General features: G+C 66.2%; 13 protein-coding genes. 4 read left to right on the top strand and 9 right to left on the bottom strand.

Translation table 11 applies throughout. The annotated features are described in order from the left end of the window. Positions 1-3 precede the first annotated feature (3 nt). The 8 genes from ACQR1H_RS06550 to pstS form a co-directional block, all read right to left on the bottom strand. Positions 4-1,101 (bottom strand): HoxN/HupN/NixA family nickel/cobalt transporter, encoded by a 1,098-nt coding sequence (locus ACQR1H_RS06550; RefSeq protein WP_434893994.1) that lies wholly within the window; start codon positions 1,099-1,101, stop codon positions 4-6. Between the two features lie 168 nt (positions 1,102-1,269). Beyond that, positions 1,270-2,586 carry a trypsin-like serine protease gene (locus ACQR1H_RS06545; protein WP_315802056.1) on the bottom strand — a complete coding sequence of 439 codons (1,317 nt, stop codon included), beginning with the start codon at positions 2,584-2,586 and terminating at the stop codon, positions 1,270-1,272. Positions 2,587-2,733: 147 nt separating this feature from the next. Then, positions 2,734-3,441, bottom strand: a complete 708-nt coding sequence (phoB, locus tag ACQR1H_RS06540) for a phosphate regulon transcriptional regulator PhoB (RefSeq protein ID WP_315754964.1) — start codon at positions 3,439-3,441, stop codon at positions 2,734-2,736. 16 nt (positions 3,442-3,457) lie between these two features. Then, the gene (gene phoU / locus ACQR1H_RS06535) at positions 3,458-4,174 is read right to left on the bottom strand and encodes a phosphate signaling complex protein PhoU (RefSeq protein WP_434907315.1); all 717 of its coding nucleotides are present in this window, start codon (positions 4,172-4,174) and stop codon (positions 3,458-3,460) included. Positions 4,175-4,204: 30 nt separating this feature from the next. After that, the gene (pstB, locus tag ACQR1H_RS06530) at positions 4,205-5,029 is read right to left on the bottom strand and encodes a phosphate ABC transporter ATP-binding protein PstB (RefSeq protein ID WP_315802055.1); all 825 of its coding nucleotides are present in this window, start codon (positions 5,027-5,029) and stop codon (positions 4,205-4,207) included. Continuing rightward, on the bottom strand, positions 5,026-5,907 hold the full coding sequence (pstA, locus tag ACQR1H_RS06525) for a phosphate ABC transporter permease PstA (protein ID WP_434839341.1): 882 nt from the start codon (positions 5,905-5,907) through the stop codon (positions 5,026-5,028). The genes pstB and pstA overlap by 4 nt, the downstream gene beginning before the upstream one ends. A 3-nt stretch (positions 5,908-5,910) precedes the next feature. Next, on the bottom strand, positions 5,911-6,909 hold the full coding sequence (pstC, locus tag ACQR1H_RS06520) for a phosphate ABC transporter permease subunit PstC (RefSeq protein WP_315802053.1): 999 nt from the start codon (positions 6,907-6,909) through the stop codon (positions 5,911-5,913). Positions 6,910-7,006: 97 nt separating this feature from the next. Continuing rightward, the gene (gene pstS / locus ACQR1H_RS06515) at positions 7,007-8,017 is read right to left on the bottom strand and encodes a phosphate ABC transporter substrate-binding protein PstS (protein WP_315802052.1); all 1,011 of its coding nucleotides are present in this window, start codon (positions 8,015-8,017) and stop codon (positions 7,007-7,009) included. 930 nt (positions 8,018-8,947) lie between these two features. On the opposite strand from pstS, the gene ACQR1H_RS06510 reads away from it, so the two are divergent. Continuing rightward, positions 8,948-9,922, top strand: coding sequence for an IS110 family transposase (locus tag ACQR1H_RS06510; RefSeq protein ID WP_434907314.1), 975 nt, complete (start codon positions 8,948-8,950; stop codon positions 9,920-9,922). 435 nt (positions 9,923-10,357) lie between these two features. Here the strand turns inward: ACQR1H_RS06510 and ACQR1H_RS06505 are convergent, their stop codons facing one another. Next, a complete protein-coding gene (locus ACQR1H_RS06505) occupies positions 10,358-11,287 on the bottom strand; it encodes a LysR family transcriptional regulator (RefSeq protein WP_316217771.1) in 930 nt (309 codons plus the stop codon). Between the two features lie 117 nt (positions 11,288-11,404). On the opposite strand from ACQR1H_RS06505, the gene ACQR1H_RS06500 reads away from it, so the two are divergent. The 3 genes from ACQR1H_RS06500 to ACQR1H_RS06490 all read left to right on the top strand — a co-directional run bounded on the left by ACQR1H_RS06500 (position 11,405) and on the right by ACQR1H_RS06490 (position 13,618). Further along, positions 11,405-11,731 carry a Dabb family protein gene (locus ACQR1H_RS06500; RefSeq protein WP_316181634.1) on the top strand — a complete coding sequence of 109 codons (327 nt, stop codon included), beginning with the start codon at positions 11,405-11,407 and terminating at the stop codon, positions 11,729-11,731. 89 nt (positions 11,732-11,820) lie between these two features. After that, positions 11,821-12,720 carry an NAD(P)-dependent oxidoreductase gene (locus ACQR1H_RS06495; protein ID WP_434893993.1) on the top strand — a complete coding sequence of 300 codons (900 nt, stop codon included), beginning with the start codon at positions 11,821-11,823 and terminating at the stop codon, positions 12,718-12,720. A gap of 13 nt (positions 12,721-12,733) precedes the next feature. Beyond that, entirely contained in the window at positions 12,734-13,618 is an 885-nt protein-coding gene (locus tag ACQR1H_RS06490) for an intradiol ring-cleavage dioxygenase (RefSeq protein ID WP_434873208.1), read from the top strand. The last annotated feature ends 20 nt before the right edge of the window (positions 13,619-13,638 follow it).

The following is a 13,638-nucleotide window of genomic DNA, read 5'->3' as shown; positions in this document are numbered from 1 at the left end:
ATCCTATTTCGCCCTCGGGTTTAGCGCCCCGGCGCGAACGCTGGCAAGCTCCTCACCCGGCGCATCCTCGGAACCGCCCGGACGGCGGCCAAGCAGCATGGCACCCGCCCAGATCAGGCCGAACAGTCCGATGGCGACGATCCCGAGGTTGGCGAGATCATCGCCCAGCGCAGTGACGACCTCGGCCCATCCGCCGGTGAAGCCAAGCCGGGGCGTCAGCAGCGCGACCGCCTCGACGCCGCCGATCACCAGCGCGATCGCGACCGAGGCGCCGGTAATGACCAGATTGTAGCGCCGCTTACGCGCGGGATCCGTGAGCGCCCAGCGATAGGCGCCGGCCATCAGCATGCTGTCGGCGGTGTCGACGGTGGCCATCGCCGCGGCGAACAGCGCCGGGAATACCAGCACATGCGCCAGGCTCGCCCCGCGCGCCGCCTCGGTCGCCGACAGGCTGAGCAGCCCGATTTCGCTGGCGGTGTCGAAGCCCAGGCCGAACAGGAAGCCGAGCGGGTACATGTGCCAGGCGCGGGACACGACGCGGAGCACCGGCCGCAGCAGACGAATGAGCAGGCCCCGCCCGGCGCTACCGGCGGCATCCATGTCGGAATGGGGGTGGGATGGGCGGCGCCAGAGGTTCACGAACAGCACCAGATTCGCGAAGGCGATCAGCAGCAGGAAGCCTGCGGAGACCGAGGTGCCGATGGTGCCGCCGATCGCACGGATGGCGCTGTCCTCACTCAACAGATCTGCGCCGGCCACCAGGCTCACCACGATGGTGGCGATGACGACGACGCTGGAATGGCCGAGCGCAAAATAGAGGCCGGCGGCGCGCGGGGCGCGACCGTCCTGCACGAGCTTCCGCACCACATTGTCGATCGCCGCGATGTGGTCCGCATCGACGGCATGGCGCAGTCCGAGCAGCCAGGCCAGCATCGCGGTGCCGACGATGGCGGGCCGGTCGGCGTAGAGCGCGAATGCCCAGGCCCAGGCCACCGCATTGGCCGCGACCAGCCCAGCGACGAGCGCAACGGTCCTGCCGGGCTGCGACCGCCACCACAGCAGCCGCGGGGCACGAGGATGATCAATTGGAACAATCGTCATACTCGAACTATAGCAAGAGCCAGGCCAGTTCGGTAAAGCCCCGCTGCAGGCGAAAGCTACAGGAAAAAATCGGCTGCACTTGCCGGATCGCCCGCTCGCTTGGCAACCCGCTATCCAGTCGCGCACAGATCGTGACCAGCGGCGGGACCTCTCTCGTCCCCTCCCCCTTCACCGCGCCGAGGCACTCTGCGCCGCAATCTCGCGCCGCACGACCGCCTCGAACTGGCTGGCGGGCGCGGCGAACATCAGCCGGGTCTCCTCGTGGAACGCCGAGAAGATGCCGACAACGGTCGGCTGCCCGCCGACCTCGGCCAGGATCGGCGAGCCCGAATAGCCGAAATTGGCGAGGCAATGCACCGTCAGCAGCCGGGCATCGCTGGTCATGCCGGCGCTGCAATTGCGCTGGCCGGTCGGCGAATAGCGCCGCTCCTGGCCGTAGCCGATCTCGGAAATGGCGCCAGCCTTGGTCGCAGCCTGCAGTTCCTCGCGCGTCAGCGCCTTGACCGCGACCGGCTTCGACGGCAGCGCATCCTTCAGCACGATCAGCGCCCAATCGGCGGGCGAGCGGTCGAGCGACCATCTGTCGTGCCGGGTCGGGACGAAGTCCGGCGCCACGATCAGCTTGTCGGCGACCGACGATGCCGCCGGCGTGCCCCTGTTCATGCCGGCCAGGAAGCGGACATTGCCGGGGCTGACCTGCGCGACGCCGTTGAACACGCAATGCGCGGCGGTGAGCACGACGCGCGGCGCGACCAGAGTGCCGGTGCACCAGCCGCCGGTCGAGTATTGCGCGACGGTGACGACGCCGATCGACGACGCCGGCCACGAGGTGGGATCGACGACCTCGCCGATGTGGCGGTCGAGCCCGAGCAGTTGCTCCGGACGCGGAGCGGCGACGCCCGCCTCCGCCGATTCCGGCTTCGGCCGCCAGGCCGCAATGGCGCTCTGGGCCTGGACGCGCTGCGGCTCGGTCAGCTTGACCCGCTGCACGTCGCGGCCGGCCGATCGCACGCCGCTGCGACCCGCCATCACCAGCCAGGCGTAGCCCTGCACGACGTCCTGCTTCACGCCGCGACCGTCCAGCAGCATCAGGCCCAGCATGTATTGCGACTGGGCGAAGCCCTGCGCTGCCGCGCGGCTGAACCAGCGGCCGGCTTCGCCATAATTGCTCGCGACACCTTCGCCGTTGACATAGGCGATGCCGAGATAATGCTGGGCGACGGCGAGGCCCTGATCGGCGGCCTTGCGATACCACGCCAGCGCCTCGGCGGGGTTGCGCGGTTGGCCCCAGCCGAAGGCCTCCATGAAGCCGACGTCGAACTGCGCCCGCGCATCGCCCTTGGCGGCCAGCGGCAGCAGGCGGCGCATCGCCGCGGCGTGCTGTCCGTTTCCCGCCGCGGCGACCGCGTCTTCGAGCTCGGCGGCCGCGGCGCCCGCCGCGCTGCCGAGCAGGACGGCTAGAGATATGATGATGGTCTTGATCAAGGGCGTCCGCTGGGACCGAAACATCGTGACGGGCCACGAAGCAGACACGATCAAGACGGCGGCGGCGTGGCGGAAAGCGGACCACGATCTTCTCAATCGGGCTCCTTCGCGCCTCACACCTGCTTCGTCCTCACGCCCGATCGCCCCTTACACCTGCTCGCTCTTGGCGAAGCGATCATCGAGCGCATAGCCGGCGCCGCGCACGGTGCGGATCGGGTCCTGCTCGCGGCCCGGATTGAGCAGCTTGCGCAGGCGGCCGATATGGACGTCGACCGTGCGCTCGTCGATATAGATGTCGCGGCCCCAGACGCTGTCGAGCAGCTGCTCACGGCTGAACACGCGGCCGGGATGCTCCAGGAAAAACTCGAGCAGGCGGTATTCGGTCGGGCCGAGATCGATCGGCCGTCCCGAGCGCGCCACGCGGCGCTTCTCGCGGTCGAGCTCGATGTCGCCATAGGACAGCACGGTCGCCAGCCGCTCCGGGCTCGCCCGCCGCAGCAGGCCCTTCACGCGCGCCAGCAGCTCCGGCACCGAGAACGGCTTGACGATGTAGTCGTCGGCGCCGGTCGCGAGGCCGCGCACGCGCTCGCTCTCCTCGCCGCGCGCGGTGAGCATGATGATCGGCAATTGCCGGGTCTCGGACCGCGCCCGCAGGCGGCGGCACAGCTCGATGCCGGACAGGCCCGGCAGCATCCAGTCGAGCACGACGAGATCGGGAACGCGCTCCTTCAGCCGTGTGTCGGCCTCGTCTCCGCGCGCCACCGTCTCGACCTCGTAGCCTTCGGCCTCGAGGTTGTAGCGCAGGAGCGTCGTCAGCGCCTCCTCGTCCTCCACCACCAGAATTCGGGCGCCCATGTCAGAACCGTCTCTCTCAGTTGCCGGGGATCGTCGTCGCGAAGCTCGTCATGTCGCCCTTCGGGCGCTTGTCCATGATCTGCTGGCCTTCGATCATATAGAAGACGGTCTCCGCGATGTTGGTCGCGTGATCGCCGATGCGCTCGATGTTCTTGGCGCAGAACATCAGATGGATGCAGAACGAGATGTTGCGCGGATCCTCCATCATGTAGGTCAGGAGTTCGCGGAACAGCGAGGTGCAGATGGCGTCGACCTCCTCGTCGCCCTTCCACACCGTCATCGCCGCCGGCAAATCGTGCGCGGCATAGGCGTCCAGCACCGTCTTGACCTGCGACTGCACCAGGTCGGTCATGTGCTCGAGCCCGCGGATCAGCTTGAGCGGATGGAAGTCGCTCTCCAGCGCCGCGACGCGCTTGCCGATGTTCTTGGCGAGATCGCCGATGCGCTCCAGATCGGTGGCGACCCGCATCGCACCGACGATCTCGCGCAGGTCGACCGCCATCGGCTGTCGCCGGGCGATGGTAAGAACGGCGCGCTCCTCGATGATGCGCTGCAGCTTGTCGACCTCGGCGTCGGTGGCGACCACCTTCTGGCCGAGTGCGATGTCGCGCCGCACCAGCGCACCGACGGAATCGACGATCAGACGCTCGGCGAGGCCGCCCATTTCCGACACCAGCCGGGTGAGATCCTGCAGATCGCTGTCGAACGCCTTGGCGGTATGTTCACTGGCCATGATGATCTCCTGAAGTCAATGTCGTCGGCGTCAGCCGAACCGGCCGGTGATGTAATCCTGGGTCCGCCGATCGCTCGGCGAGGTGAAGATCTTGCTGGTGTCGTCGAACTCGATCAGCTCGCCGAGATACATGAAGGCGGTCTTGTCGGAGACGCGCGCCGCCTGCTGCATGTTATGCGTCACGATGGCGATCGTATAGTTTTCGGCGAGCTCCTGGATCAGCTCCTCGACCTTGGCGGTCGAGATCGGATCGAGCGCCGAGCACGGCTCGTCGAACAGGATCACCTCCGGCCGGACCGCCACGGTGCGCGCAATGCACAGCCGCTGCTGCTGGCCGCCTGACAGCGACAGGCCCGAAGCGTTGAGCTTGTCCTTGACCTCGTTCCACAACGCGCCGCCGCGCAGTGCCTTCTCGACCCGGTCGTCCATCTCCGACTTGGAGATCTTCTCATACAGCCGGATGCCGAAGGCGATGTTCTCGTAGATCGTCATCGGGAACGGCGTCGGCTTCTGGAACACCATGCCGACCCGGGCCCGCAGCAGGTTGAGGTCGAGCTTGGGATCGAGGATGTTGGTGTTGTCCAGCATGAGCTGGCCAACGGCGCGCTGGCCCGGGTAGAGATCGTACATCCGGTTGAAGATGCGCAGCAGGGTCGACTTGCCGCAGCCGGACGGGCCGATGAACGCGGTGACGCGGTTGGTCCCCAGCGACAGGTTGATGTTCTTCAGCGCGTGGTGATCGCCGTAATAGAAGTTCAGGTTGCGCGCGGTCACCTTGGCGGGGGCTTCCGGCAAAACCTTGCCGTTCAGCGCGGCGGGATTGGGCTGGCTGACGGATACGGACAGGTCGGTCATTTTGCGTTCCTCTCGGCGCCGAGAATGCGTGCACTGACATTCAGGGCGAGCACGGCCAGAGTGATCAGAAGGGCTCCGCTCCAGGCCAGCTGCTTCCAATAGGCATAGGGGCTCTGGACGAAGTTGTTGATGGTGACGGGCAGGTTGGCCATCGTCTTGGAGAGGCTGAGGCTCCAGAACTGGTTCGACAGCGCAGTGAACAGCAAGGGCGCGGTCTCGCCGGCGACGCGGGCGGTGGCCAGCAGCACGCCGGTGATCAGGCCCGAGCGCGCCGCGCGATAGGCGATGCGCCGGATCACCAGCGATCGCGGCAGGCCGAGCGCCGAGGCCGCCTCACGCAGCGGGTTGGGCACCAGCAGCAGCATGTCCTCGGTGGTGCGCAGCACCACGGGGATGACAATGACCGCCAGCGCCAGCGAGCCTGCGAGCGCCGAGAAGCCGCCCATCGGCACCACGACAGCGCCATAGATGAACAGGCCGATGATGATCGAGGGCGCCGACAGCAGGATGTCGTTGATGAAGCGGATCACCGAGGTCAGGCGGTCGTTGCGGCCGTACTCCGCCAGATAGGTGCCGGCGAACAGGCCGAGCGGCGCGCCGATGCCGACGCCGATGACCGTCATGATCAGAGAGCCGACGATGGCATTGCGCAGGCCGCCTTCGCTCGAGCCCGGCGGCGGGGTGTCGGCGGAAAACACTTGCAGGCTGAGGCCGGCGAGGCCGTTATAGAACAGCGTGAACAGGATCAGCGCCAGCCAGGTGACGCCGAACAGCGCGGCGGCGACGCAGAGGCCGCGGATCACGATGTCCCTGCGGCGTCGGCGCGCATAGATCGGATTGACCGGCGTATCGGCGGTGAGCGAATCTGCGCTGGACATGGCTTATTTTCCCGCCTTTGCTTGGAGCCGCATGAGCATCAGGCGCGCGCTCGCCAGCACGAAGAAGGTGAGCACGAAGAGCAGCAGGCCGAGTAGGATCAGGCTCGACTGGTGCAGGCCGTCGCTCTCCTGGAACTCAGAGGCAATGGCGGCCGAGATCGTGGTGCCCGGCGCGAAGATCGACGATGAGATCCGGAACGAGTTGCCGATGATGAAGGTCACCGCCATCGTTTCGCCGAGCGCACGACCCAGCGCCAGCATGACGCCGCCGATGACGCCGACACGGGTGTAGGGAATGACGACGCTGCGCACGACCTCCCAGGTGGTGCAGCCGACCCCGTAGGCCGCTTCCTTCAGCACCGGCGGGACGGTCTTGAACACGTCGACCGAGATCGAGGTGATGAAGGGCAGCACCATGATCGCCAGGATCAGCGAGGCGTTGAACAGACTGAGATAGGACGGCGGACCGGCGAAGATGTCCTGCAGCACCGGGATGCCAGAGCAGAGATTGATCATGAACGGCTGGAACGTGTAGGCCAGGAACGGGCCCAGAACGAAAAAGCCCCACATGCCGTAGATGATCGAGGGAATGCCGGCGAGCAGCTCGATCGCAATGCCGATCGGACGGCGCAGCCATTGCGGGCACAGCTCGGTGAGGAAGATCGCAATGCCGAGACCCACCGGAATCGCGATCAGCATCGCGATGAAGGACGTGACCAGGGTGCCGTAGATCGGGCCGAGCGCCCCGAGCACCGGCGGATCGGCCGACGGCGCCCAGCGCCGCGTCCACAGGAATTCGAAGCCGTAGGCCTTCATCGCCGGCCAGGCGCCGATGATGAGAGAGATGATGATGCCGCCGAGGATCAACAGAACCGAGATCGCGGCGAGCCGGGTGATCCAGTAAAAGGTGACGTCGCCAAGCTTGAAGGCACTGAGCGCGCGCGCCCGGTCGTAGGGCCCGGCAGCAGCCGCGATGTCGCCGACTTCGGTCTGAACCGCCATCTCTGCCAATTCCGCCCCCTGTTCCTTGGACACGCCTCAACCCCGGTAGCACCCCTCCCCCGGCGGCCGGGAGAGGGGAATTTTCGATACGTCCAGCTCAGCTCTTGATGTCGGCAGACCAGGTCTTCTCGATCAGCTTCACGACGCTGTCGGGCATCGGGATGTAGTCGAGCTCCTCGGCCATCTTGCCACCCTTCTCGAACGACCACTTGAAGAACTTGATCGCCTCGGCGGACGCGGCCTTGTCGGTCGGCTCCTTGTGCATCAGGATGAAGGTCGCGGCCGTCATCGGCCAGGACTTGTCGCCGGGCTGGTTGGCGAGGATCACGTAGTAGCCGGGGGCCTTGGTCCAATCGGCATTCGCGGCGGCGGCCTGGAAGGCCTCGACGGTCGGCTGCACGGTCTTGCCGGCCTTGTTCACCATGGCCGTGTAGGTCAGCTTGTTCTGCTTGGCATAGGCGTACTCGACATAGCCGATCGAGTTCTTGGTCTGGCCGATGTTGCCGGACACGCCTTCGTTGCCCTTGGCGCCGACGCCGACCGGCCACTCGACCGCGGTGTTGAAGCCGATCTTGCTCTTCCAGTCGGCGCTCGCCTCGGAGAGATAATAGGTGAAGTTGAAGGTCGTGCCCGAGCCGTCGGAGCGGCGGACCACGGCGATCGCATCGCTCGGCAGCTTGACGCTGGGGTTCAGCTTCTTGATCGCGGCGTCATCCCACTTGGTGATCTTGCCGAGATAGATGTTGGCGAGCGTCTCGCCGTCCAGCACCATCTCGCCCGGTTTCACGCCCTCGAGGTTGACGACCGGCACGATGCCGCCCATCACCATCGGCCACTGCACCAGGCCATCCTTCTCGAGCTGCTCGGCCTTGAGCGGCGCGTCGGTGGCGCCGAAGGTCACGGTCTTGGCCTGGATCTGCTTGATGCCGCCGCCGGAACCGATCGACTGGTAGTTCAGACCGTTGCCGGTCTCCTTCTTGTAGGCGTCGGCCCACTTCGAATAGATCGGGAACGGGAACGTCGCGCCCGCGCCGGTGATGTCGGCAGCAAATGCCGACGTCGATGCGGCGACCAAGCCGGCAGCGACGATAGCTTTGACGAAATTCATAGCTGGTCTCCATGCTCGGGAAGCGAAGCGCCATCTGCGCCCGATTGCGCTTCCCCGGCCGCTTTACGGGGCCTCAGTGTGGCTTTTATAAAGGTTCGATGACAGTCGGATGACAGTCACAAGCCGTTGATAATTCTTGATATTTAGAATTTGACCCGAGTTTTTACGGAGCGCGGGCGGGGTTTCATGCGGGCCTCCGCCCCTCGCCGTTTGCGAGCACTGCTCAACGAGATTGGAGGACCCGGCGATGCCGCGCACAACCTCATCGACCCCATGCGGCCGCTGCGCCCGACGTGGAAGTTGCCACAAGGGGCCGCCAAATCATCGGTGTCGTTCCAGGCAAGGTCGGCGACGGGAAGCGGTGACGGCCGCCGACCCGGGACCCGCTCCGCAGCGGTTGTGGCCTGGCGGCCGGTCCATCATCGTGCCTCGAACTCCTCCCTGGGGTTATGGATCCCGGATCTGCGCGCGCTTTGCGCGCTTGTCCGGGACGACAGCGGAAAGGTTGGTTGGCCGCTCCGCCGCCTCATGACACGCGTCATCGCGCCCCACGGCACACCGTGCCCGAGGTGATGCATCGATCATATCGCCCTGAAACGAGAGGGCGCGAGGAAGGCCGGACCTCGGCTGAGGCCCGTGGCCCGCCTGCTCAAAAGAATGCAGGCGGCAGGTACCACAGGTACAGCCGGACAGACCCGGCCTTCCCCGCGCGATGGCTTTACGGTGTCCTTCGTGCTCTTGTGTGTTCGAAACCTGCCAGAATGTGCGAACGGGCGGTTCTGACCAACCGCCCGTCGCTGGATCTGAGCCCGATCGTGCTCAAAGGCCCTAGAGCCTGTCGGGGAGCGTGGGACAGGTCCGGTGTCTTCCTTCAACCCGAACAGTTGCACGGGCTTCGAGCCCGCACCTTGCAAGGAAGGGAGCTGGATGATGGCACAGAATGATCTCGTTGTCGCGGGTGTCGATGTCGCCAAGGATAAGGTCGATGCTTGTACCCGAGCGCCCGGGTCCAAGCAGATGTTTGAAAGGACGAAGGAAGGCCAGCGCGACTTCGTGGCGTGGCTGCGCCGGCACGGCGTCACCAAGGTCGTGATGGAGGCCAGCGGCGGCTACGAGCGGGAGTGGGCCAAACTGGTGCGAGCCGCCAAGATCGACGTTCGTATCGTCGATCCAAAGCGGGTGCGGAGCTTCGCTCAATCGGCCGGGCGCCTGGCCAAGAACGACAGTATCGATGCGGACACGATCGCCTGGTTCGCCGAGACCTTCAACGAAGCTGCGGTGCAAGCCTACGATGCCGCCCGAGAGAAGCTTCAGCAGATGGTCAATGTGCGCCAAGCGACGAAAGATATGCTGGTCAGACTGAAGAACCAGGGCGAGCATAAATTGCCTGTAGAAGTACAGCGTCTGCATACGCGCATCGCCAAGGCGATCAGCGCCGAGCTGGCCGAGCTCGAGGCAGAGATCTCCGCCCTGATCGAAAGCACGCCGCATTTTGCGGAGCTCGCCGAGATCATCGAAAGCGTTCCGGGCATCGGCCGCACGACGTGTGCTACGCTGATAGCAACCATGCCGGAGCTCGGCCAGACCAGCGACAAAGCCGTCGCGGCGCTGCTGGGTGTTGCGCCGTACGATGATGACAGTGGCCGGCGTCGCGGGGATCGGCACGTCAAGGGCGGACGCCGCAGAACTCGCAACACATTCTACATGGCCTGCGTGGGCGCCGCGACGCGGTGCAATCCAGTCCTGAAGGCCTTCTACGAGCGCCTGCTCGCCCAAGGTAAGTTGAAGAAGGTCGCGCTGACCGCCTGCATGCGCAAGCTGATCTGCATTCTCAACGTCATGGTCAAACGCTGCCAAAAGTGGAATCCGGCGCTCCACGTTGTGAACGGGTCGAGCGCCTCATAGCCGCTCGGGCTCCGCCCGAGCGCACGCCAAGCCAACAGACCGGCGAGCGGACGGGGTCAAGGCCGTCAGCCGCCGAAGGCGGTGGCGCGCCTTCGCGCCAGCCTTGAGGCCGGCCGATCACCGGTCTACAAAAAAGACAGTTGCTCCCTGGGGATCGGCTTTCTTGCCCCCATCGCCCGCGTGTGCCGTCAGGCAACCACCGCAGACTTGACCTCAGCGTCGAGAGGCCAGGACCACACGACTTCGCCGTCCGTGCCAACCGCGCTCGTCTGGCGCAGCCGTCACGTCCATCGCAGCCCACCTCAACGTATCGTGACGACGCGTACGTCCCTCTGCTCGAGGCGGGTTGCACGCAAGAGAACATGATTTCAGAAAAATAGCAAGCTATTTATTTTTTTCGGAACATCCCCTCCCCCCGGCACGCGGGGCATCGGCTCAATCCGGCTTCGGCGGCTCGATCCAGATCCCAGGGTCGGAATGGGTCCGGATGTGGTCGACGAGGAAATCGGCGAACACCCTGATCTTGGCCGGCAGCCTGACGCGGTTCTGGTAGGCAATGTTCATCGTCAGGAGCGGCAGCTCCCAGTCGAGCAGGACCGGCACCAGCCGGCCGGCCAGAATGTCGCCCTGCACGATGTAGAGCGGCTGAATCAGGATGCCGAGCCCGGCCAGCGCCGCGCCCCTGATCACCTGGCCGTCATTGCTGTCGAGCGTCGGCGCGATCCGGATGCTCTGGGCCGTCGTTCCGTTGCGCAGGGACAGGGAATAGGGATCGTTGGCAAGGTTGTAGATCAGCATGTCGTGGCGCACGAGATCGGCGGGAACGACGGGGCGGCCGCGGCTGGCGAGATAGGACGGCGCCGCCGCCAGCACACGCCGCATCTGCCCGATGCGGCGGACGACGATGCCCGAGTCCGGCTCATGCTCGCGGGTGCGGATCGCGACGTCGATGCCCGCCTCGATGAAATCCGGATAGCGGTTGGCGGCGATGATCTGCAGGTTCAGCTTCGGATACATCGCGCGGAACGCCGGCAGCATCGGCGCGAGATAGATCGTCGCGAACGACAGCGAGCTGGTGACGCGCAGCATGCCCTGCGGCGACAGCGCGCGGTCGCTGACGGCGTCCTCGGCCTCGGCCAGCTCGTTGAGCAGCGTGCCACAGCGCTGCAGCAGCTCCTGCCCGGCTTCGGTCAGCCAGAGACGGCGGGTGTTGCGCTCGATCAGGCGCACCGCGAGCCGCTCCTCCAGCGCGCTGAGATGCCGGCTCGCCGCTGCGTTGGACATCCGCAAGGACTCGGCGGCCTTGGACAGGCTGCCCAGCTCCGCCGTCCTGGAAAACACTTCGAGCTGGAGCAGACGGTCCATTGTTGCTCCGAATTGTTACGCTGAGCGGAAAACAGAGTTACAATTTTTGGGCTTTATTTCCATTTCCTGCAAGGCAAAATCGCCCGACAAGAACAAGGCACAGGTGAGGACGCACGAATGACGGGGCCGATCAGGCACATCGTGATGTGGCGGCTACGCGCCGAGACGGCCGCCGACCGCGCCGCAGCCCGGCTCAAGGTCAAGACCCTGTTCGAGGGCCTCAAGGGCCGGATCGACGGCCTCACCCACATCGAGGTTGGTCTCGATGTCAGCGACGTCGACTACGCCTGCGACGTCGTCCTGTTCTCCGAATTCGCCAGCAGTGCCGCGCTGCACGCCTATGCCTCGCACCCCGAGCACCTGCGCGTGCGCGAGGAGCTCGGCGACATCAGGATCGGCCGCTTCCAGGTCGACTATCCCATCGCTGCGGCGACCGGCGCGTGACCGGGGCGTTCATCTTCGACGGCCTGCCCGGCCGCCCCCTGCCCGGCTCCAGACCACATGGCAGATCAAGCCAATGACGGACGGCATCGATGCCCCTTCCTGACCAACGCCTCGCCTTCATCGGCATCGGCAAGATCGGCCTGCCGATCGCGGCGCGGCTCGCCAAGGCCGGCTATGACGTCACGGCGTTCGATCCCAACGCCGAGCGGCTCTGCGAGGCGCGCGCGCTCGGCATCGTCGCTGCAACATCCGCGACGGAGGCGGCGCGTGAACATGCGGTGGTCATCGCGTCCCTGCCCGACGACACCGCGCTGCGCGCGGCGATGCTCGGCGACGGCGGAGTGATCGCGGCCATGGCACCGGGCGCGATCCTGATCGAGACCAGCACCGTGGGCGTCGACGCCTCGAGCGCAGTCGCCGCGGCCGCCGGCGCGCGCGATGTCGCTTATCTGCGCACGCCGATCTCCGGCAATGCCAGCATCGCCCACACCGGCGAGCTGACCTGCTTCGTGTCCGGGCCGAAAGCGGCCTTCGCGCGGATCACGCCGCTGCTGCAGGCTTTCACGCGCGCGCAGACTTATCTCGGCGCGGCCGAAGAGGCGCGCTATGCCAAGCTCGCCGTCAACCTGATGATCGCGACGACCGCGGCGATGATGGCCGAGAGCCTGGCGCTGGCGCGCAAGGGCGGCATCGCCTGGCCGGACATCCTGCAGGTGCTGCACGACAGCGCGGTCGCCTCGCCGATGGTGAAGTACAAGACCGCGCCGCTGCTGGCGCGCGACTTTGCCGCGACGTTCTCCTGCGCGCAGATGGCCAAGGATCTCGATCTCATTCTCGGCGCCGGTCACGCCGTCGGCGTGCCGCTGCAGCTCGCGGCGCAGGTCCGCGAGACCTATGCCGCGCTGATCGCGCAGGGCGAGGCCACGACCGATTTCCTTGCCACTGTCCGTCATGTCGAACGGCTGTCCGGGCTCGGCGAGCCCGTCTGAAAGGAGCCGCCTCGTGCGCAACTTCAACGAGACCACGATCACGGATGCCGTGCTCGACCGCCTGGCGGGCGCGAGCGATGCGCGCATCAAGCAGATCAGCGAGGCGCTGGTGCGCCATCTCCATGCCTTCGTGCGCGAGGTCCGTCCGACCCAGCAGGAATGGGAGTTCGGCATCGACTTCCTCACCCGCACCGGCCGGATGTGCGACGACAAGCGCCAGGAATTCATCCTGCTGTCGGACACGCTCGGCGTCTCCATGCTGGTCGACGCCATCAATCATCCCGTGCCTGAAGGCGCCACCGAGACCACCGTGCTCGGCCCGTTCTTCGTCCAGGCCGCGCCGGAGCGCGCCAATGGCGACGACATCGCGGGGCCGATGAAGGGCGATCCGCTGCTCGTCACCGGCTCGGTGTCGCGCACCGACGGCCGGCCGCTCGCTGGCGCCGTGGTCGACGTCTGGCACTCCGACGATGACGGCTACTACGACGTGCAGCGGCTCGAGCAGATCGGCGATCTCGCCATGCGCGCGCGCTTTCGCACCGATGCCGGCGGCCGCTTCCATTTCTGGTCGATCAAGCCCGCCGCCTATCCGATCCCCAATGACGGGCCAGTCGGCGACATGCTGGCGGCGCAGGGACGGCATCCGTGGCGGCCGGCGCATGTGCATTTCATGATCTCGGCGCCGGGCTTCGAGCGGCTGGTGACCCATGTGTTCGTCGCCGGCGACCAGTATCTCGATTCCGACGTCGTGTTCGGCGTCAAGGACAGCCTGATCCGCGACTTCACGCGCTGCCCGCCGGGCCGTGCGCCAGATGGCCGCATGGTGGCGGAGGGATATTTCCATCTCAACTACGACTTCGGCCTGAAAGCGCTTGCGGAGCGCGGCGATCGGGCTTGAGCTGAGCGGACGACAAGGAC

It is taken from the genome of Bradyrhizobium sp. HKCCYLRH2015 (genome assembly GCF_051168215.1).
Taxonomy (GTDB): Bacteria; Pseudomonadota; Alphaproteobacteria; order Rhizobiales; family Xanthobacteraceae; genus Bradyrhizobium.
Note: the sequence above shows the minus strand (reverse complement) of the source record. Positions and strands in the feature narration are given on the sequence as shown.